The organism is Flavobacteriales bacterium, assembly GCA_021296215.1.
GTDB lineage: Bacteria > Bacteroidota > Bacteroidia > Flavobacteriales > ECT2AJA-044 > ECT2AJA-044.
The window spans coordinates 16,567-37,292 of record JAGWBA010000006.1 but is presented as its reverse complement, the minus strand read 5'-3'; the positions used below and the strand labels follow the sequence as shown (position 1 = coordinate 37,292).

20 protein-coding genes are annotated in these 20,726 nt (G+C 51.2%); 12 read left to right on the top strand and 8 right to left on the bottom strand.

The genetic code is table 11. The annotated features are described in order from the left end of the window. The 4 genes from lpxA to efp are packed head-to-tail and all read left to right on the top strand — an operon-like array spanning position 1 to position 2,164. On the top strand, positions 1 to 786 hold the full coding sequence (gene lpxA / locus J4F31_01875) for an acyl-ACP--UDP-N-acetylglucosamine O-acyltransferase (protein MCE2495331.1): 786 nt from the start codon (positions 1 to 3) through the stop codon (positions 784 to 786). Between the two features lie 2 nt (positions 787 to 788). After that, entirely contained in the window at positions 789 to 1,412 is a 624-nt protein-coding gene (locus J4F31_01870) for an ABC transporter ATP-binding protein (protein ID MCE2495330.1), read from the top strand. Further along, the gene (locus J4F31_01865) at positions 1,409 to 1,576 is read left to right on the top strand and encodes a hypothetical protein (GenBank protein MCE2495329.1); all 168 of its coding nucleotides are present in this window, start codon (positions 1,409 to 1,411) and stop codon (positions 1,574 to 1,576) included. The genes J4F31_01870 and J4F31_01865 overlap by 4 nt, the downstream gene beginning before the upstream one ends. Before the next feature lie 24 nt (positions 1,577 to 1,600). Then, positions 1,601 to 2,164, top strand: a complete 564-nt coding sequence (efp, locus tag J4F31_01860; protein ID MCE2495328.1) for an elongation factor P — start codon at positions 1,601 to 1,603, stop codon at positions 2,162 to 2,164. 43 nt (positions 2,165 to 2,207) lie between these two features. Here the strand turns inward: efp and J4F31_01855 are convergent, their stop codons facing one another. Genes J4F31_01855 through J4F31_01840 form a run of 4 tightly spaced genes read right to left on the bottom strand, consistent with a single transcriptional unit; the run spans position 2,208 to position 6,950 of the window. Next, positions 2,208 to 3,650, bottom strand: a complete 1,443-nt coding sequence (locus tag J4F31_01855) for an O-antigen ligase family protein (GenBank protein MCE2495327.1) — start codon at positions 3,648 to 3,650, stop codon at positions 2,208 to 2,210. Between the two features lie 3 nt (positions 3,651 to 3,653). Continuing rightward, the gene (locus tag J4F31_01850) at positions 3,654 to 4,664 is read right to left on the bottom strand and encodes a hypothetical protein (protein MCE2495326.1); all 1,011 of its coding nucleotides are present in this window, start codon (positions 4,662 to 4,664) and stop codon (positions 3,654 to 3,656) included. Between the two features lie 10 nt (positions 4,665 to 4,674). Then, positions 4,675 to 5,613 (bottom strand): sulfotransferase, encoded by a 939-nt coding sequence (locus tag J4F31_01845; GenBank protein MCE2495325.1) that lies wholly within the window; start codon positions 5,611 to 5,613, stop codon positions 4,675 to 4,677. After that, the gene (locus tag J4F31_01840; GenBank protein ID MCE2495324.1) at positions 5,601 to 6,950 is read right to left on the bottom strand and encodes a flippase; all 1,350 of its coding nucleotides are present in this window, start codon (positions 6,948 to 6,950) and stop codon (positions 5,601 to 5,603) included. Before J4F31_01840 ends, J4F31_01845 begins: the two co-directional genes overlap by 13 nt. Before the next feature lie 62 nt (positions 6,951 to 7,012). Here J4F31_01840 and J4F31_01835 point away from each other — a divergent pair, with 62 nt between their 5' ends. From J4F31_01835 to J4F31_01825, 3 genes are read left to right on the top strand one after another with little or no spacing between them, the layout of a single operon-like run. Next, positions 7,013 to 8,152 carry a glycosyltransferase family 4 protein gene (locus J4F31_01835; GenBank protein ID MCE2495323.1) on the top strand — a complete coding sequence of 380 codons (1,140 nt, stop codon included), beginning with the start codon at positions 7,013 to 7,015 and terminating at the stop codon, positions 8,150 to 8,152. After that, positions 8,136 to 8,732: a ribonuclease HII gene (locus tag J4F31_01830; protein MCE2495322.1), complete on the top strand. Its 597-nt coding sequence runs from the start codon at positions 8,136 to 8,138 to the stop codon at positions 8,730 to 8,732. Before J4F31_01835 ends, J4F31_01830 begins: the two co-directional genes overlap by 17 nt. A gap of 29 nt (positions 8,733 to 8,761) precedes the next feature. After that, positions 8,762 to 11,374, top strand: a complete 2,613-nt coding sequence (locus J4F31_01825) for a hypothetical protein (GenBank protein ID MCE2495321.1) — start codon at positions 8,762 to 8,764, stop codon at positions 11,372 to 11,374. Here J4F31_01825 and J4F31_01820 read toward each other — a convergent pair. Further along, complete coding sequence (locus tag J4F31_01820) at positions 11,371 to 12,267, bottom strand: glucosaminidase domain-containing protein (GenBank protein MCE2495320.1); 897 nt, start codon at positions 12,265 to 12,267, stop codon at positions 11,371 to 11,373. The two genes, J4F31_01825 and J4F31_01820, sit on opposite strands and share 4 nt — an antisense overlap. Before the next feature lie 18 nt (positions 12,268 to 12,285). Further along, positions 12,286 to 13,272 (bottom strand): 1-aminocyclopropane-1-carboxylate deaminase/D-cysteine desulfhydrase, encoded by a 987-nt coding sequence (locus J4F31_01815; GenBank protein ID MCE2495319.1) that lies wholly within the window; start codon positions 13,270 to 13,272, stop codon positions 12,286 to 12,288. A gap of 47 nt (positions 13,273 to 13,319) precedes the next feature. Between J4F31_01815 and J4F31_01810 the strand changes: the two genes are divergently transcribed. The 5 genes from J4F31_01810 to J4F31_01790 are packed head-to-tail and all read left to right on the top strand — an operon-like array spanning position 13,320 to position 18,152. After that, positions 13,320 to 13,481 carry a hypothetical protein gene (locus J4F31_01810; GenBank protein MCE2495318.1) on the top strand — a complete coding sequence of 54 codons (162 nt, stop codon included), beginning with the start codon at positions 13,320 to 13,322 and terminating at the stop codon, positions 13,479 to 13,481. Then, positions 13,478 to 15,490: a urocanate hydratase gene (locus tag J4F31_01805; protein MCE2495317.1), complete on the top strand. Its 2,013-nt coding sequence runs from the start codon at positions 13,478 to 13,480 to the stop codon at positions 15,488 to 15,490. Before J4F31_01810 ends, J4F31_01805 begins: the two co-directional genes overlap by 4 nt. 41 nt (positions 15,491 to 15,531) lie before the next feature. After that, entirely contained in the window at positions 15,532 to 15,822 is a 291-nt protein-coding gene (locus tag J4F31_01800) for a hypothetical protein (GenBank protein MCE2495316.1), read from the top strand. Beyond that, the gene (locus J4F31_01795) at positions 15,723 to 17,735 is read left to right on the top strand and encodes a response regulator (protein ID MCE2495315.1); all 2,013 of its coding nucleotides are present in this window, start codon (positions 15,723 to 15,725) and stop codon (positions 17,733 to 17,735) included. Before J4F31_01800 ends, J4F31_01795 begins: the two co-directional genes overlap by 100 nt. Before the next feature lie 12 nt (positions 17,736 to 17,747). Beyond that, positions 17,748 to 18,152 (top strand): hypothetical protein, encoded by a 405-nt coding sequence (locus tag J4F31_01790; protein ID MCE2495314.1) that lies wholly within the window; start codon positions 17,748 to 17,750, stop codon positions 18,150 to 18,152. 10 nt (positions 18,153 to 18,162) lie between these two features. Here J4F31_01790 and J4F31_01785 read toward each other — a convergent pair whose 3' ends face one another. Both J4F31_01785 and J4F31_01780 read right to left on the bottom strand, forming a co-directional pair. Beyond that, complete coding sequence (locus J4F31_01785; protein MCE2495313.1) at positions 18,163 to 19,959, bottom strand: helix-hairpin-helix domain-containing protein; 1,797 nt, start codon at positions 19,957 to 19,959, stop codon at positions 18,163 to 18,165. Further along, positions 19,920 to 20,714 carry a hypothetical protein gene (locus J4F31_01780; protein ID MCE2495312.1) on the bottom strand — a complete coding sequence of 265 codons (795 nt, stop codon included), beginning with the start codon at positions 20,712 to 20,714 and terminating at the stop codon, positions 19,920 to 19,922. Before J4F31_01780 ends, J4F31_01785 begins: the two co-directional genes overlap by 40 nt. Positions 20,715 to 20,726: the final 12 nt, after the last annotated feature.

Genomic DNA, 20,726 nt, shown 5'->3' with positions numbered 1-20,726 from the left:
ATGAACCAGCCGTTAGCATACGTTGATCCGGGAGCCAAGGTGGCTTCTAATGTCGTGGTTGAACCTTTTGCCACGATCCACAAAAATGTGGTGATCGAGAAGGGAAGCTGGATCGGATCGGGCGTTACTATCATGGAAGGTGCTCGAATCGGAAAGAACGTTCGCATTTTTCCGGGAACCGTGGTTTCAGCGCCTCCGCAGGACATCAAGTTCGATCCGGACGAAATGACGGAGTGTATCATAAAAGACAACGTAGTTCTTCGCGAACACGTGACCGTTCACCGCGGTACCAATGCCACCGGGCGTACCACAGTCGATGAAGGAGCTTTCCTGATGGTCGGAAGCCACGTGGCACACGATTGCTATATGGGTAAAAACGCCATTCTCGTGAATAACGTCGCGGTTGGTGGTCATTGCGAGGTTGGTGAGTATGCTATTTTGGGAGGACTCGCGGCCATGCACCAGTTCACAAAGGTTGGCACCCACTGTATGATCGGTGGTGGAGCATTGGTACGTAAAGATGTTCCTCCCTATACCAAGGCGGGACGTGAACCGGTTCAGTTCGTAGGAATCAATTCCATTGGTTTGCGTCGCCGAGGATTCGATCCGGATAAGATCAAAGAGATCCAGAACATCTATCGGGCGATCTATCAGTCTGGCATGAATACCACACAAGCGATCGATTTGCTTGAGGCGGAGTTTCCGGTATCTGACGAACGCGATGAAATTATTTCGTTCTGCCGCAACTCCAAACGCGGTATCATGCGCGGGTATCAAACTTCGTAAACATGTTTCGTCTCGAGGCCCAAAACCTGAGTCAGGCATATCATCGGAGATTCGTTTTCAGATCGGTCGACCTCACCCTTCAAAGCGGTGAATCAGCCGTGATCTTAGGTGGAAATGGATCGGGCAAGAGCACATTACTCAAAACGTTATCAAGAGCCTTGATGCCCTTTGAAGGGGACGTACGACTTTTCGACGAAGAAGAAGAGGTGGATTCGGGCAAACAGTTTTTCTTTACGAGTTTGGCGGCGCCGTACCTCGAGCTCATCGAAGAATATACCTTGCGGGAGTTCTTTGCCTTTTGCGGAAAGCTGAAGCCTTGGAAATCACCTTGGACGATAGAAGAGCTCGTAAAAAAGGCATATCTCGAAGAGGCTGCAGATCGCGAGATCAAGTACTTCTCCTCGGGAATGAAACAGCGGGTTCGGTTGATCGTAGCGATCATGGCCGATACACCTGTGTTACTACTCGACGAGCCCACGTCGAACCTCGATAAAAAGGGGGTCGAATGGTATCGTGAACTCATGGAAGAGATGGGGCGAGACCGTATCGTATTGGTGGCGAGTAACGAAAACGCCGAGGAATACTATTTTTGTGATCGCGAACTTCGCATTGAAGACTTTAAATGAAGCGCATATTGAGCATCGTGCCGCAGGCACAAAGCATTTCACAGGTGAAGGATATTCGCCTTCGGCGAGGAAATTTTGCTGCGCAAAGGTTGTTCTGCTGCGCAAAGTACGATTGGCTTCGCGAGGATAAATGGGCAGCGAGCTCCGGGCTCGACGATAATTAAGCCTTAAAAATTAAGAATTCAAGAATGGCAACTACTTCAGACATCCGCAAAGGACTTTGCATTCGCCACAAGCACGACATCTGGAAGATCGTGGAGTTTCAACATGTGAAACCCGGTAAAGGCGCCGCCTTTGTCCGCACCAAGATCAAGAGTTTGACCGTGGGGAAAGTACTCGATCATACGTTTCCGGCCGGGCACAAGATCGATTACCTGCGCGTTGAGAACCTTACCTACCAGTACCTCTACAACGACGATCAGGGTTTTCACTTCATGAATACCAACGATTATACGCAGATCTTCCTGGCTAAGGAAATGATGGATGCCCCGGACCTCATGAAAGAGGGTATGGAAGTGCAGATCCTTTTCGATGCCGCCAACGAAACGCCGCTAACTTGCGATCTCCCGGCTTCTATCGAGCTCGAGGTAACCTACACCGAGCCCGGGATTAAAGGAGATACCGCTACCAACGCCACCAAGCCGGCAACGGTCGAAACGGGCGCCGAGATCAAGGTTCCGCTCTTCATCAACGAAGGCGACAAGATCAAGGTGAATACCGAAGACGGTAAGTATATGGAGCGAGTAAAATAAAATTTGCGCCTACGGCGCGATGGACCTGCGACGCGGCCAGGAGTTATTCTTGGTCGCGCTTTTCTATATTCGGTAGGTGGTAAACCTCTATGGCCGTAAGTACGGCCAAACACCCCCAAACGGCCACTGAAGCCTTGTCCGTATCCAGAAAGTTGTTCAGAAAAGCATGGGTCCAGTAGGTCACCAATCCCAACGTTGCGATCACGGTCAGCATGCGAAGTTGACCCGAGGGGAGTTCCATGTACAGGGTGATACCCTTGTAGAACAACACACCAACCAGAAGAAGTACCCATATCGGACCTAGGAAACCCTGCTCGGCCAGCGGACCCAAGTACTCGCTGTGAGCATTCCCCATATCTGCGTTGTTGGTGCTGATGATGGTCTTTTCGTTGGGGTGCTGATAAGGGGCGTATTGAAACTGATAGGTGTTCGGCCCAAAACCCATCACCGGCTTGTCCAAGAACATACGCCAGGCCGATTTCCACCGATTTATTCGCTCCAGGTTCGATGCATCCGTGGAGATGTTACTCATGGACTGTACGTGCTCAACCAAATCACCGGAGCTGTCCTGATCGTTCTTTTCGAGCTTCATCATAAGCTCTTCCTGCACCATGGCAAAGGAGCCGACCACGATGGCCAGCATAAAGAGGATGTACTGAAAACGCACCTTGAATACCATCAGCAAGTACACGATCAATGCGGCGATCAAGCTCAACCAGGCCGCCCGGGTATACGAGAGAATGATACCTCCGATGAAAACCAGGACGACAATACCCATGAGTGCTCGCATTTGATTGCTTTTGGCATTGACCAAGGTAAGGCCCAGCAAGGCCGGAAAAAAGAAAGCCAGTAAGGCGCCGTACGAGGTGTGGTCCTTGAAAAAGGGCGACATGACCCAATGGGCCGCCTGCTCGTCGAAGGCGTTCAAGTAGTGTTGGTATACCGTATAAACGATGACGATTGCCAAGCCCATGATGTAGGCCCAAAAGTACCTCACGATCTGCTTGCGCCGCTTAAAGAGCTGAGTGGCCAAAAAGTAGAAACTCACCACATACCACAGCCGCGATATCAAGAACTTGAACGAAACCAACGGCATGGTAGAAGTCATGCTCGTAAAGAACATCCACACCAGCTGCAAAATGATGATCAAACTGATCGGATGCCAGATGACCCGCTTATCGAACCCCCCTTCGTGAAATACTCGAATGGCGAAGATCAGCAGTATCCCAAACATGAGCGGATCGGTAGGCAATGCCATACCTACGCCCAAACCGAGTCCCATTTCGGTTAAGTTAACGGATAGCGGCGTCAGGAAAGCGATGAGCAACAACAGCTTGTCCATCGATAACAGTGCCAATACCACGATAAAAAGGGCAAACGGGACTAGTCCGGCCCAAAAGAATTCCCGAGTGATCAACAGGGTATTGATCGCCACGAACAGGAGTCCGACGATCAAAATATTCCGCTGATTCAGGATCTTGTCCATGCTTTAGGCACTCTCTTCGTTGGAAGTAGCCTTGCGCAAGGTGTCGAGAACGATGATGACCAACAGCGTCAGTACGAATCCGCCCATGGTACTCATGGCTACGATAAGCCAACGTATCGGATAGCTCTTCTTCTCGGCCGGAAATGCTTCGTTCACGATAAACTTGTGTGGAAGACTCACCTCGGCATCCACTTTCGCTTCTTCGTAGCGCGTTTTAAGCAAGTTCAGCTCTTCGTACCGATACTTCAGCTGATCGCGCAGCGAAGTATAGGCTCCACCGTATTTAGCCAAAGTGTCCAACCGCGCTTGCAGATCGTCGGCCACGCTATTCCGGTTCTCGATCATCGCCGTGGCGATTTGCTCGCTCAATACGGCCGATTGTCCTTCGTAATCGTGAATTCCCTTCACACGCAGATCGCGCAAGCTGTCTTCCATCGCCTTCACCTCGCGACGCAAATTCTTATACTCTTTCTCAACGATGCGCAGTCCTTCGTACGCACGCTCTTTCTGAACGCGGCTCTTTACCGAGTCGAGCAGCACGGCGATCTCGTTGGCAATGTCCGCAGCCAGATTAGGGTCGGTATCGAGTACGGTGATCTCTACCGACATATACTCCGTACGTCGGTAGGTGATATTGCTCGAAAACTCCTTGTACAGGGCGGTCATTCGGTATTTCGAATCCGGGGCGATATCGTAGTGATCCATCAGGTTGAACTTCCGCACTACCTTATCTCGGATCTCATCGGAGTAAAGGATCTGAAGCATCTGCTCGGCCTCTTCTTCCTTACCGAACTCAAGGATGTCCGCCGTGTAGGCATTACGCTCTCCAAGCAACGCGCTCGAAACAGAGTTTGTGGTCGCCGGGAACAAGACTACGGTCGATTGGTACTTGGGCGGAATAAACACCGGGGCACTGAAAATAGCCGCCGCTACCGCCGATAAAAAAGTTACGATGATCAAAGGCTTGCGCCACCGATACAGATAAACGATCAGGTTACTCGAATCCAGGTTCATGACTTCAGGTTTAGTTCCAGGGCACCGGTCGCTGCAGTACAGCCTCCAAACGCTCCTTATCTTTAGCGTAAAAACCGGACAAATATTTTCGGTCCGCCTCGCTAAGGGTCGGCAAATTTACGTCAGTGTAGTATAAATTCAGCAGTTTTCGCTTAAAATTCAGTGGTACTATGGCCCCTAGGGCCTTTTTCAATCCGCTATCGGTCAACCACTTATTTAATCCTTCAAAGCGCGCTAATCCAGCCGAATTCGTTTTTTCTTCGTTTTTGATTTTTGTGCCTGCGGCACGATTTTCACCTACCCCCAACCATTCGTACAGCTCGGAGTAGGTGTCCTCCTCGTTCAGCTGAGGCGTAAATAACACCTTGATCTGACTTCGGCCGAAATGCTCGTACCACCGTTCCAGCTGCTTTCCATAGAGCCCTAACTCCACGAACAGTTCGCTGCGCCCCCAGCCTTTATTTTCTCTGGAGAAATCGCGATCCACGGCCACTTTAAGGTCTTCGGTGACGAAACCGTACTTCCGGGCCATGAGGTAATGCGAGAATAGTCGCTCCACCGGATCGCGCAGTACCACCAATATCTTCGCATCGGGATGGGCTTTGGCTATTCGTTCCGCGGCCACTTCCGAATACAAATAGCTGGTCGAACACTCGCCCACCATTTTTTCGTTTTGCACGGCGTCGAATAATCGCGCGTAATGGCCTTCGTTCCGTAGGAAGCCAACAGGTTTTTCGGGAAGGGGCTCCTGAAGCAGGTAGGCGCTGAGATCCAATGGCGTGTTGGCCTTAAAGGCCGCAGAGAACTGCGCAATGTCGATATCTGTGCTCCAGTAGTTGGGCTCCTTGAGGGGCGAAAGGTATATTTCGGGGTGGTGCTTCATACGCTCGTACAGCGCAGTGGTCCCGCATTTGGCCGCCCCGATCAAAAAGAAATTTACTTTTTCCATAGGGCGAATAATGGGAAGGTGATAACGCCGTAAACACGACGAATGTAGATGACAGCCAGTATGTTCCAAAGCATCATGCTAAAGCTGGTGGCGATGGCAGCACCGCGGAAGCCGTACCCCGGAATGAGCCAAAGGTTCAACCCTACGTTCAAAATGCTCGTGATGATCATGATGCGCTGTGCCACTTTTTCCTTACCGGTCATGTTGAGAATGTACAAAACTGGGCCACACAGGGCATTGACGAGTTGTCCGGCCGCCAGAACGATCACCGTAACCGCGGCCACTTTGAATTCCGGTCCAAAAAGACCCAGCACAAAGGTCGGGGCCAATACGATGATCAAAAATATAGGAGTGCTCAAGGCCAGATTCAAGTACCCGATCTGATGGGTGGTACGTCGAATGCCCTCCATATCCTTTTTTGTGAAGAACTCGCTGAACATGGGCGCGGCAATGCTGTTGATGGCAAACTGAGCAAAGGTGATGAGCGTGGCGATCTTAAAGGCAATCCGGTAAATGCCCACATTGGTTTCGTCGATGAAGTAGCCGATCATAAGGGTGTCGGTCCAGCTGATGACCAAGAACATGGAGGTGCTCAACAGTATTGGTAACGCAACATTGAGCACGGTTCGGAACGGTACGCCCGGTCCGGGAGCCGAAACCGAACCCACCTGTGCTATTCGTCGGCGAACGACGAAAATGCTTACGATCAGGAGTAATATCACTCCACCTCCATATCCGTACAGCGGTGCCAAATGCTCCGGTACCTTTTGGTAGGTCAGCCAAACCCCAATTGCTCCTATGAGCACTATGGTGCCGTGTTGAAGGGCCGCGTAGTCGGTCATGCGTTTGAGTCCGCGGAGCGATTCGGAATTTATGCCGAGCATCACGAACAGCGGAATCAGAAATGCCGTGACCTTGAAGGCTTGTGCAAGTGATTCATGGTCTTCGCCGAGATTTGCGGCCAAAATGGGAGCGAGGAGATATAGCCCGGCTCCCAGTGCAATGGAAAGCACAAAGCTCGCCGTTACCGATTTGCGATACACGCGCCGAAGGGTACCGAACTGCTCTTTTGATTTGAATTCCGCCAAAAAACGAACCAGAGCTCCATCGAGCCCCAATCGGCCTACCACACCTGCGATCATGATCGCCGTGTAGCATAGTTCATAAATACCGTAGATCCCAGCCCCGTAGAAATTCGAAACGAGGTACGTGAATAAATAACCGGCCAAGGCCCCGGATACTTTGAAGAAAAGCACCAACCCGGAACTCGTGAGAAGCTGCATCAAATTCGCATCCTTGCGAATGTAGCCCCATTTCCGCTTCACCTTTTCGCGCATAAGCGCAAATGTACGCAAAAGCACGCGTGCCAAGGGACCGGCGAATTCGTACATTTGAGCCCATGCGCATCGCGGTCAATACTCGATTTTTACTGGAGGGAAAACTCGAAGGGATCGGTAGATTCACCTACGAGATCTTTAAACGTGTCACGTGCGCTCACTCCGAGCACGAATTCCTATTTTATTTCGATCGACCCTTTTCGGACGTGTTCATCTTCGGAGAAAACGTAACGCCGGTCAAGCTTTTTCCGCCCGCTAGACACCCGTATTTGTGGTATTGGTACTTCGAAAGAAGTATTCCGACCGCACTGCGAAAGCACAATGTAAGCGCTTTTCTTAGTACCGACGGCTATCTCAGCCTTAAAGCCGACGTACCCAGCTCAACGTTGATCCACGATCTCAACTTCGAGGAAACACCGGAGAACCTGCCCTGGCTTACGCGACAGTACTATCTCTATTACTTTAAGCTCTTTGCTCGCCACGCCGATCGACTGCAGACAGTATCGGAATTCTCTAAACAGGATATCCACGATCGATACAAGGTGCCATTGGATAAGATCGACGTAGTCTACAATGGCGCGCACGAGCGTTTTCAACCGATCGGGGACGATGCAATACAGAGCTTTCGAAGTACGCATACCAGCGGAGCGCCCTACTTTGTTTTCGTCGGGGCACTGAACCCGAGAAAAAATGTGGGCCGATTGCTGCAAGCATTCGATTTGCTTAAATCGACCACCGACCTCCCACATAAATTGCTTATTGTAGGCGAAAAAATGTTCTTGACCGACGAGATCGAATCGGCCTACAAGAATATGCAGCGCACCGATCAGGTGGTCTTCGCGGGGCGGCTCGATAACGAGCCATTGCACAAATCCATCGCGGCGGCCGACGCGCTCATATTACCCAGCACATACGAAGGGTTTGGAATACCGCTCGTCGAGGCCATGCAGTGCGGTGTGCCGGTACTGGCCGCAGACGCAACAGCTCTGCCCGAAGTCACGGGTGATGCCGGTCTCCTATTCGATCCCCTCAATATCGACTCCATCCGCAATGCCATGGTTCGCATGGCTACGGATCGTGCCGAGCGCGAATCCTATGCCGCTCTGGCCCTCGAACGCTCGCGCGAATTCAGCTGGGATCGATCCGCCGAACGCTATTGGCAAAGCTTCGAAAAAATGATGTCGGATGCCGGTTCATTATGATTTTGGCGGCATCGCGGCCGGATGCGATGAAGCCGGTCGTGGTTGTTTAGCCGGCCCCGTGGTCGCCGCCGCGTGTATATTGCCGAAAGATTTTCACCATCCATGGCTCAACGATTCTAAACAGATCACCGAAAAACGTCGCGAAGCACTTCGGCCCATCATCGAAAAAGAAGCTATTACTTGGGGAGTTTCCATAGTTCCTCCTCATGAAGTCGATAAGCTCAATATCCTTTGGGCTTCGATAGAGGGAATGCACCGCGCTCTTTTACAGCTCATCCCACAACCCGAACTTGTTTTGGTCGATGGCAATCGATTCAAGCCCTACGGCGATATTCCATACGAAACGGTGGTAGGGGGAGATGGTACCTATTTGAGCATTTCGGCTGCCTCAGTATTGGCTAAAACACACCGCGATGAGCTCATGGTGAAGGCGGCTGGTGAATACCCCCAATACGGGTGGCAAAAGAACAAAGGTTACCCGACCGCCGAACACCGAAAGGCCATAGCGGAGTTCGGTGCTACCGACCTCCACCGAAAGAGCTTTCAACTGTTGCCCAAGCAAATGAAATTGGACATCTAATCCTTATTTTTGTGCCAAACCCCAGACCTATGATACGATTTGTTCGATCGACGCTTTTACTCTTCGTTTTATTCATCGTTTCGTGTACTCAAGACCGAGGTGCAGAAGACGTGCTTCAAGCCGTTCCGGTGAACGCGGCAATGATCGCGCAGATCAACGATGCATCGGAGGCGACGGAACACACGATGAAAACGCGGTTGTGGGAACGGCTCGACTCCACCGCTTATTTAAAGACCTCCATGGAGGAGGGCTCGGACATTTGGGATGAGTTGACCGCGGGAGTCGCCGTTGATAAAGTTGGACCCATTTGCGTTTCGTGGCACGAATCGGGTGCAAATTCCTACGATCTGCTCATTACACTTGAAAAGTCCAAGCACATCTATCTCGACGAGTTGTATATGCGATGGGCTCAAGCTAACATCGATAAAGCACGTGAGTACGACGGTCATACGATCGTTGAGATCCAGCTTCCAAAGAGCGGAGTTTCCTTTTATGTGGCCGAAGCCCTCGGACTCGTTGTTGCATCGCAAAGCGACCTTCTCGTTGAGGATGCCCTCCGTCAATTGAAAGCGAAGGTGGGCCTACTCTCCGATCCCGTATTTCAATCACTTCACGGAACGGCAAATCGCAAGGACCCCGTAAATCTATATATCCAGTACGCTGCTTTGGGCGAGTGGGCTCAAAAGCGTATGAAGGCCGGTTCGTTCACTTGGCTCGATCGCGGGGCTGAATGGACCGAACTTGACCTTGCCTTTAAGAGCGATCGCATGATCGCGAGCGGACTCACTCAGGTATCCGATTCGATCGCCAATTACATGAGTCTGTTCAGAGGTAACCCAGCCCGAAAGAACCAGTTGCTCGACCTACTTCCCAACAATACAGCCGCCGTTGCGGCTATCAGTTTCGAGAACTTCGCGAGCTATCAACGCGAGTACGAAACTTTACTTCGTCAATTGAATCGATCCGATAAGCTCCTTGTGTTGAAAGATCAAAGTCAGCGCTATAAGGCCTATACTTCGTGGGTCGATACTGAATTCGGACTGGCTTTGCTCGAAAATCCCGGGGCTGATTGGGCGAGTAGCTCGGTCGGACTCATCAAATTCCGAGATAAGCGACTGGCAGAGCAGGCCCTGGGGGCCGAGGCTGAGCCAGAGGTGATCCAGTACGATGATTTTGTGATCCGAAAGATCGAAAAGAGCGCTTTTCAGATCGTTTTTGGCCGGATGTACAAAGCGATGAATACTTGCTATTACACGACCTACAGAGATTATGTGGTCATTGCGCCGGACGAACTCATCATAAAGCAGTTCCTCAATGATAACCGCGGAGGAAGAACGTTGAATGACGACCCTACTTTCGCATCGCTCCGCGAGGAGCTAAGCAATAAAAGCCATGTATTCTTGTACGCCGAAAACCCTCAGGCACTGAGCCTTTTACAAGCGGTAACACGCACTGAATTTGCCGAGGGGCTCACTAGTCGCAAGGAAGAGTGGAATGAGATCGCCGCTTTAGGATGGCAAATGGAAATGGAAGATAAGGCGGCGCATACTCAACTGATTGTTCGGTTCAGAACCGAGGAGCAGGTAGAAACGCGACTTCAGTGGGCCATCACGCTGGATACTGTGGCTACATATGCGCCGGTGATCGTGAAGAATCACTATAGCAAGCGGTACGAAGTGATGACTCAAGACGCCGCCAACGTGGTTTATTTGATCGATTCGAAAGGCGATATCCTTTGGCGGAGGGCCATTTCAGGGCAGATCACCAGCGATATTCACCAAGTCGATCGGTATAAGAATGGCAAGTTGCAGTACCTGTTCAATACGGGTAACAAGCTTTACATGCTCGACCGAAACGGTAAGGACGTGGATGGTTTTCCTATTAATCTGCCGGGGCAGGCCAGTGCGCAGGTAAACGTTTTCGACTACGACAACAATCGCAATTACCGGATCTTCTTGGCCTGTGGTAAGCGCGTGCTGATCTATGGAGCAGACGGCCAACCGATTTTGGGCTGGGAATTTGCGCAAGCACCACAAGAGGTGATCGGTTCGCCGGAGTTATTCCAGATTTCCGGGCGCGATTATTTGGCTTTCTTCCTGGCCGATGGCCAAGTAACCTTGCGCAATCGAAGAGGTCAAGAGCGCGTGACACTATCTTCGAAACTCGATCTTCGCGATCCAAAATTGTACCTCGTTAAAGGCCAAACGCTGGGCGATTCGCGCTTGGTCAGCCTTTCCAAGTCGGGTCAGCTCACGAACATCTTCTTTAACGGCACGGTAGACATGACCGATGTCGGAATATCCGATCCGGAGACCATGCTGGTGCATTACAAGGGACATCAGATCGTACTTGAAGACCAGGAGATCAACGTTTCAGGACCGTCGGTCAATTACGGTTATGAATCCAAAGCCGAGCTCGATCGTTCCATTGTGCTGTTCGATATGGGGCCACATTTCGTGATCGGTATTCGAAGCACGCCCACACGCAGCCTGTGGCTCATCAATGCCTCGGGGAATGCTCGGAATGGTTTCCCGGTTACCGGAGATGTTGGAATGACCATACGAGACCTCGATCTCGATGGGAATCTCGACCTCATTGTGGCCGATAGCGAAGGCTACGTATACAACTACGCTCTCGATTAATCACTGCGCCCTCGAAGGATCAGCAAATCACCCGCTCCGGGCTCTTCACCAAAGACCATTCGGTTGCGCTCGTAGAGTTTGCGCAGCTTTATGCCGTACTGTTGGCTGATCTCGTACATCGTTTCGCCGTTGTTTACTCGGTGCGTCTTTACGAGGCCCTTGTTCTTCTTGGGTTGAAGGAATACAATGTCTCCCGGCTCCAACTCCGAATCGTACCGCAGTTCGTTGTACTTCAAAAGGCGTTTTACCGATATGCCCAACTCTTCCGATACCTGCTCCACGGTATACCCGAGCGGCATGTGCACGTATTTGATCTTATTGGGGTGATAGGTCACCACGAGGGAATTCCGATCGAAATAGGCGGAATCTTCCTCGAACGGGACCACCAAATCGAGGTTGGTATCGTAAAGGTAAAGTTCGTGCCGTTCAATGAGGTCTATCAACCGATCCGCATATTTCGGATCCGTGGCATAGCCGGCTTTCTTGAGCCCGTGGGCCCAACCTTTGTAATCGGTAGGTTTTAAATCGAACAGCTCTGAATAGCGCGATCGCTCCGTTAAAAATAGCGAGTGATCGCGATAACTCTCACGGGCGTGATCGTACACGCGAAAACACTCATTGCGCTTATCGTCGTGGTGCTTGATGGTTTTGCCACTCCAATCGTCGTGACATTTGATGCCAAAATGGTTGTTGGCTTCTTGCGCCAATCGCGAATTGCCGTCGCCCGACTCCAAGATGCCCTGTGCAAGGGTAATACTCGCCGGGATGCCGTACTCTTTCATTTCCTGGACGGCTACCGGCGCAAAACGCTCTATGTACTGATCGCGGGAAATGCGTTGCGCTGTGGCCCCCAGAGTCATCAGCGTACAAAGGATCGAAAGTAATCTGATCATGACGTGAACAAACGTACGTTAACCCTGATACAGTATCAAACTCCTTTCCAAACTTTTCCGCCGCGCATTGATCCCGGCAATTCCCTGGAGTCCGCCCGTATGAATTATGAGGGTTCTCGCCCTCGCGGGCGGATGCTTATCCGGATCGGGCCCCTCATCATTCCGGAGGGCGTCGACCAGTCCGCACATCATTTTACCGGTGTAGATCGGGTCAAGCGGAATGTCCGTTTCGCGGTAGAACTCGTTTAAGAACTCGACCAGTTCATCCGTAACTTGTCCGTACCCACCGAAGTGGTAGTCGGTCACCACCCGCAACCGATTCAGCTCTTCGTTCACCGCATCGCGATCCCACAAAAATCGATAGAGCAAATTCCCGATCTCCTCCCGCAAAAAGTCACCGCCTTTGAGTGATGAATAAACCCATACCGTTGTGTCGGCTCCGGTCGAAAGTAGGAGTCCGGCCGCGGTGGTACCCGTGCCGCCGGGCACTACTACATGTTCCCATTCATCGCGCTCCGACTTGGGAATGATCTCGATGCATCCGTTTACGCCCAAATAGTGCGCGCCCCCTTCGGGAATCAGAAGTGCTCGACCAAAGCGCCTGTTGAGCTCGTCTTTGTAGTCTTCGTCGAATTTGCGATCGTAGTCGGATCGCGACACCCTTTCGAGCTGCATTCCCTGCTTTAGGCACAAGGCCAGGGTCGGGTTATCGAGATCCACTTCCTCGCCCCGTACGATTCCGATGGTCTTGAACCCGAACTCGGATCCGGCCGCGGCAGTGGCCGCCAAATGATTGCTGAATGCGCCGCCGAAGGTGAGCAAGGTGTCGTGGCCATCTTCCTTGGCTTTGAGTACCAAATACTTGAGCTTGCGCAACTTATTTCCCGATATGAATCGATGAAGTTGATCGTCGCGCTGAATGACCCATCGTGCCGTAGGCACAAAATCAAAACTTTGTCGCGGCGGGTCTGCGATAGGGAAGAAGGAGTCGTGTTCGGCGTTCATGGTTCGGTATCGTACTGCAAACGTAGAGAAATAATACCTTTGCGGGCATGGACGGATTCGACCAGTTTCGATCGCTGGAACCGGGCGATTATTACAAAACCAAAGAGGGGTACTTGGTGTTTACCGAGCAATATCACCTCAAGCGCGGCTATTGTTGCAAGAACGGTTGCCGGCACTGTCCATACGGATTCAAAAAGAAGAGAACATGATCGCTACTACAGCCTTTCACGATGCCATCCGCCAGGGAATCCCGGCCGATTTGCCCGCTCCAAAACCGTACGACCCGGAGATCAATCACGCTCCCAAACGCAAGGAGATACTGAGTGCTGAAGAGAAGAAGCTGGCATTGCGCAACGCTTTGCGGTACTTTCCGAAAGAGTGGCATGCCGAACTGGCGCCTGAATTTGCCGAGGAATTGGCGACCTACGGCCGGATCTACATGTATCGTTTCCGCCCCGACTACGATATGTACGCTCGACCCATTGCCGAATATCCGGCTGAGTGCCAGCAAGCGGCAGCGATCATGCTCATGATACAAAACAACCTCAATCCCAAGGTGGCCCAGCATCCGCACGAGTTGATCACCTATGGCGGAAATGGAGCGGTGTTTCAGAATTGGGCTCAGTACCTGATCACAATGCAGTATTTGAGCGAAATGACCGCGATTCAAACGCTGCATATGTACAGTGGTCATCCGATGGGACTATTTCCATCGCATCCCGATGCACCTCGAGTGGTGGTGACGAACGGAATGATGATCCCGAACTACTCGCAGCCCGACGATTGGGAGAAGTTCAATGCACTGGGTGTTACTCAGTACGGTCAAATGACGGCCGGATCATACATGTACATCGGGCCACAGGGGATCGTGCACGGAACTACCATCACGGTGTTGAATGCGGCACGGAAGCTCGGACGGGTGGGAGAGGACTTGGGTAAAACGCTTTTCGTCACGGCCGGATTAGGAGGAATGTCAGGAGCTCAGCCAAAGGCAGGTAACATCGCCGGAGTGGTGAGCATTACGGCTGAAGTGAACCCCAAGGCCGCGTATAAGCGACACGAACAAGGATGGGTCGATGAGGTCATTGAAGATGTGGACGCCACGATTGATGCGGCCATGAGTTATATGGAGATCGGCAAAGCCCATTCCATTGCTTACCTGGGAAACATCGTGGACCTCTGGGAGCGATTGGCCGAACGTAAGGTGGCGGTACATTTGGGATCTGATCAGACCTCACTTCACAATCCATGGGCGGGTGGTTATTATCCGGCCGGACTAACCTATGAGGAGTCGAACGAAATGATGGCCAAGGATCCGGGAGCCTTCAAAAAGCACGTTCAGGCAAGTTTGCGGAGACATGCCGCAGCTGTGAATGAGCTTACTGCACAGGGAATGTACTTCTTCGATTATGGTAATGCTTTTCTGCTTGAAGCGAGTAGAGCCGGAGCCGATATCATGGCTGAAAACGGGATAGATTTTCGCTATCCCAGCTATGTGCAAGATATTATGGGACCCATGTGCTTTGATTACGGATTTGGTCCGTTTCGCTGGGTTTGCACCAGTGGAGACCCCGTCGACCTGCAGCTGTCCGACGATCTGGCTTGTGAGGTGCTCGAGAATTTGAGGGTTGAAAGTCCTTCGGAGATTCAACAGCAGATGGCCGATAATATTCAATGGATCCGCGGAGCCCAAGAGAATAAGCTGGTCGTTGGCTCGCAAGCGCGCATTTTATACGCCGATGCCGAAGGGCGCATAGAGATCGCCCGCGCTTTCAACAAAGCAATTAGCGAAGGCAAGATGGGGCCGGTGGTATTGGGTCGCGATCACCACGATGTCAGTGGAACCGATTCGCCTTTCCGCGAAACGAGTAACATTTACGACGGTTCGCAGTTTACGACCGATATGGCCATTCAAAACGTGATCGGCGACAGTTTTAGAGGCGCTACCTGGGTGAGTATTCACAACGGTGGCGGTGTTGGCTGGGGCGAGGTGATCAACGGAGGATTCGGCATGTTGCTCGACGGTACCGCCGAAGCCGATCGCCGTTTGGAGACTATGCTGTTCTACGACGTAAACAACGGCATAGCGCGGCGCGCATGGGCACGGAACGACGAAGCACTTTTTGCTATCCGGCGCGAAATGGATCGCACCCCCGGACTGCGTATTACCCTTCCGAATATCGCCGATGAAAAGGTAATTGATTCCAGCCTTCGTTGAATCAACGATTTAATTAATTTAGGGGATTAGATCACTGCTGAATGAAACGTTTCCCCGCCGTTCTACTGATCGGTTGTTTGCTCATCATGTTCGTTTATCACCTCGGTATTTATGGGCTGCGCTCACATGAGCCCAGTGCGCTGTGGTTCGCCATGGCGTGTTTGATGGCGGCCAGTCGTATTTCGGCTATTGGAGAATACATAGTCGCCGACATACCCGGAATTACCTGTGCATGGGTTTCTTTACTCGGTACGTCGAATCGATCTTCCCGAAAGAAACCAACAAATGGATCGTTCGCTTATTCTTTGGAATCTCCATACAATTGGGACTAGCGGGCCTTCTGCTATCTCCCTCCGCTTCGAATTACTTGGTTCCTGCCTTTGAGATCATTCCAGTGGTCGTGGTCTTTTACCTGCTCTCGGTAATGTTCCGGGCCATGCGTCGCGATCGAGGTGGAGCCGATCTCTTCTTTTTCGGGATGATCATCTTGGTAATCCTGGTGGTGAACGACGTGCTTCACAACCGCAACATCATCGATACCATCAATGCCATTCCTTACGGATTCTTTACCGTGCTTTTCATTCACAGCTTCCTTCTGGCTAAGCACTTTTCCGATTCCTTTGCTTCTTCGGAGCGCCTTGCTTGGGAGTTGAATAGAACCAATCAAGAGCTCGAACTCAAGGTCAAGAAAAGAACGGAACAGTTGCAGCGCGAACGAACGAACTATTCGACGATCGTCCAGAATACCGAAGATCTCATATGGCTGGTCGATACCGACCTCCGATATGTTAGCGGTAATCAGGCACATCTGGATGCCCATTTTGCCGTGACCGTTAATATTCTGCAGCCAGGCGAGCACGTACTGCCGAATGAGGGTCCTTTAACTCAAAATCTGAAAGCCATTTACGAATCGTACCGATCGGCTTTGAGCGGTGAAACATTCTCTATCGAACTCGAAAGCACGGCGCGTGATCGGATCATGGAATACAGCTTTCATCCGATCTTGAACGACGACAAAAAGATCGATGGTGTAACCGTTTTCGGACGTGACATCACGAACCGTAAACGTTACGAAGACGAGTTGAAAAAGGCCAAAGAAGCCGCAGAGGAAGCCTCCAAGTCCAAGGCAGAGTTCCTTTCGATCATGAGTCATGAGATTCGGACACCCATGAACGCGGTGATCGGTATGAGTAACATTCTCATGGACGAAAACCCACGGGACGATCAGCTCGAGAATTTGAAGATATTGAGCTTTAGTGCCGAGAACTTGCTCAGCTTGGTTAATGACGTACTCGACTTCAGTATGATCGAAGCCGGTAAAATCGATATCGATCACCACGCCTTTAGTCTTCATGTCATGTTGGAAGGGTTGTATAAAGCGCAGAAAAGCGTGGCTCAAGAAAAAGGTATAGGGCTTATTTGCACGCTCGATGATAAGCTGCCCTCAAAAGTCATGGGTGATCGTGTGCGGCTCGGACAAATATTGAATAACCTAGTTGGAAACGCCATTAAATTCACCGAGTCCGGTGAAGTGAATATCAACGTCGAAGTGCAAGAACTTTCGGAGGAAGTATGCCTTGCTCGATTCTCCGTTTCGGATACCGGGATCGGTATTCCAGAAGAAAAGATGGGAGCCATATTCGATCATTTTTCTCAAGCCGAATCGTCTATCACGAGACAATACGGAGGAACGGGGCTTGGATTAACGATCACGAGACGCCTCTTACATTTACTCGATTCCGATGTTCAGGTGGAATCAGAAGTGGGTAAAGGATCGAAGTTCTTCTTCGATTTGAAGTTTGAGCTGCCGAACGAAGGTCACGCTGCAGTTGAAGCAGGTAATGGTGCCGTGCCTTCCGTGGATCAGCTTTCCGGTAAAGAAGTACTGCTTGTTGAAGACAATCAATTCAATTTCATCATTGCACAGAAGTTCTTAGAGAAGTGGGGAATGAAGGTCGATCATGTCGAGAATGGAGAACTGGTAATGACGGCATTGGCTCAAAAAGAATACGACTTAGTTCTCATGGACCTCCAGATGCCAGTAATAGACGGCTACATAGCAGCCGGGAAGATTCGAAAATCCGACGCTCCCTTTTCTAAAGTGCCCATCATTGCACTTACGGCAAGCGCGCTCATGGATGTGAGTAACAGGGTAAAAGAAGCCGGTATGAACGACTACGTATCGAAACCCTTTAATCCAAATGATCTACAGACTAAAATCTTGCGTACTATTCACCTGAATTGACGTTATACAAGTATGAAAAAAGTCATTCTCCCTATTTTGTGCTTTAGCGTTTTCCTCATTTCTTGTGAAGAGGAGCCTATTGACCCGAACTTCGATATTCGGGACGATTATACCGGGCAGTGGATCGTACAAGAAAACTCCACGATATTCGGAGCTCAGTCCTACGCCGTGGAAGTATCGAAGAGCGATACCACGGCTACGGATGTCTGGGTTTCAAACTTTTACGGGTTGGGTACCAATACCATTACCGTTATGGAAATAATCGACAATAATATTTTGATTCCCATTCAAACCGTAGCCGGAAGCGAGCTCAGCGGCACGGGTTCGTCGGATTTTGATGTGACCTCGCTTAGTTTGACCTACGGAGTGGATGACGGCTCCGGGGTAGATAATTGTACGGCCACTTGGGTACGATAGCCCATTTCGCTCATAGCGATAGCCGATATTGAATGCTCCAGTCCACGACCTTGTCACAGCTCACCTTGAGCCAGAACTGATGCGAGCCCCATCGCGACACCACCATGGCGTAGAATTTAGATCCCTCGCCGTAGAACGCCGGAACGGAAAACACGTACAGTAAGTCATTCTCATAGGCATATAGTCGATGATCGTAATCCTCAGTTCGATATACCGTCCATCGAGTATAAATCCGCCAATGCTCATTGGGGCGCCACTGTGCAGCTAGAAACCAAAGTGAGCCCGATCCCGCGCTACTCTTGTTCCATTGACTGCGGACCGTGCCGACCCACTTCCCTATGGACTTTCGAATCTGGATGCGCCCCCGGATCCTTCCATCCGGCTCGTCTCTTTGTCCGTCAACCTGAATGCGAACGTTGTCATCTCGACCGTGATTCAGACGAAATCCCCATCGGCGATCGCCTGTGCGTTTTCGCCTGAATAGATAAATCTGGGTATACGGAATGGGGTTCCACCACTGTTCCGCAGTGAATATTTCTTCGCCCTGCGGGCGGATGAGGAAGTAAAAGGTCGGCAGAACTCCGGGTTCGGTCATAGGGACTTTCCGGTAACTCAATCTGGCCTTCCACTGATCGTCGGGGATCCAAACCGATTGAACCTCATAACTCGTTCTTTCTTCCGAAACGAATACTTCACCCGAAATCAACAACTCATTCCCTTGCCATCGCACGACTCCCGATCGTAGGTTTTTCGTCAAAGCGGTCATACTTTCAATGGGGCCAACTCCGACCCATTTTCGTTGTTCTTGCAGGACTCCCAAGGTCAGGCCCCGAAGCTTGATGTAACCATAGGCTCCTTTTCTGACTTCCTTACTCGATCTCCACCATTGGAGTCGTTGCTCGGACCTGAATAATCCGTCGGAATATTCAGTAGACCAAAGGTCATTCTCGGTGTCGGCTTTGATCGCTTTTGGCGAGGAACTATACCAGAGTCCGTACCTAAAAGTTGATATCCGACCTCTAAGTATTACTCCTTGTTGATAGCCGTATTCACTTGAGCTCGCATGACCAGTGAGTCGAACGGTCGGATTAGTACGCAGTTGCGGACCAACACCACCGCGATATCCATCGGCAATGGCCAAGCCCTGTCCCCAACTCAAACGAAAAGAGCCCGCGGTTAACTCTTCCAGGGGTCTCCATCCAGTATTCCATTGAAGGTAAGCGCAGCGATGTACGATCCATTGATCCTTGTATTTCAACCCTTCGCCGTGGTCTTTTTCTGCCGCGAAACCCCAAGTTAATCCACGTCCCTTTTTTCCTACATACCTCAGGTACCCGTAGGTGTTGTTCCCAGACGCGGTTCCGGCCAAGATCTCCTCGGCCGGAGTGTGGTCGGTCTTGGTTCGGATCATCAGGTCGTGTCGAATATGACCTCGCAAATTGCCGAATTGCGAGCGTGGCGGAGACTCAAAGCTAACGAACGGAACTATTTGATCGACGTGGTGTGCACTCCAACTCTTGAGTATTACGATCTCGTACTTGGTTTTAATGATTCCGACGCGCAATCGGTATTCGAGAAGTTGATGGGCCATCACTTCATTGACTCCCGGCAATAAGGTGAGGTCCTCCAATGTGGCTTCGTTGATCAACAGGGGGTCTTGTTTCCAAGCGGCCCATTGTTCCATATCGATGGTATTGGTCGACCGCCCCTCGATATCTCCGAAGGTCTCGGTAGATTCGATCGGTGTCTGAGCCGTGGCCAAAAGGCTCAATCCGACCGCCACGAGAGTCCAGCCGCGATTTCCCATCCCAGATGATCGTTTAATTGCGTCGCGAGGTGAATGCCGAGTGCTTTGTGTTTCCAGAGGCTTCCGAATGAAAACCATAGTGGCCCTGAGGATATTCCGCTAACCAAAAGCAACTCATCGTTCAGCTGCCACGATGAACCGATGGACCATTGCGATTCGGATTCGAAGGTTCGCCAACCGAGATGTAATTCGACCTTGTCGATGACGGTTCGGCGAAGCTCGGCCTGTACCCAGGGTTCGGTCTTTTGATCGGTTTCGGACCATTTAACTCCAGTTGGGTTAACCACTTTGACGGCGTAATTCCAATCCGATTTAAACCGGCTCCAAATGGCGATCTCCGGATAGGTGCGCCAAGGTGTTCCCGTTTCGGTGCGAAACCACTGCTCAACGATCCAGCGGGCTCCAATCCGATGTTTGACCAGCGGTACCGATAGGCCTATTCGGAATCGATGGCTTTGGATTTGATCCCAGCCAATGCGGCCCACATCGACAGAGTAGGTGTATCTGCTCCAACTTCCGCAATAACGCAAGCCCGAACGCCGGACTGCGGGACTCGATGGTCGAACGCCGTGATAAAGGATCGCCTGACTACCGGTTTCCGGCTTGGAGGGCGCCGGTAAGCCGGACGATCCCTCGGAGGAGTGCGTTAAACTCGAAGCGGCCAAGCCGCTCTCGATAGGAGGTAGACCGTAGGGGTCGGCCTGACCGTAACATACACCTACCATACACAGCGCATAACCCAACCAAAGTTTCATGTTCCAAAGGAA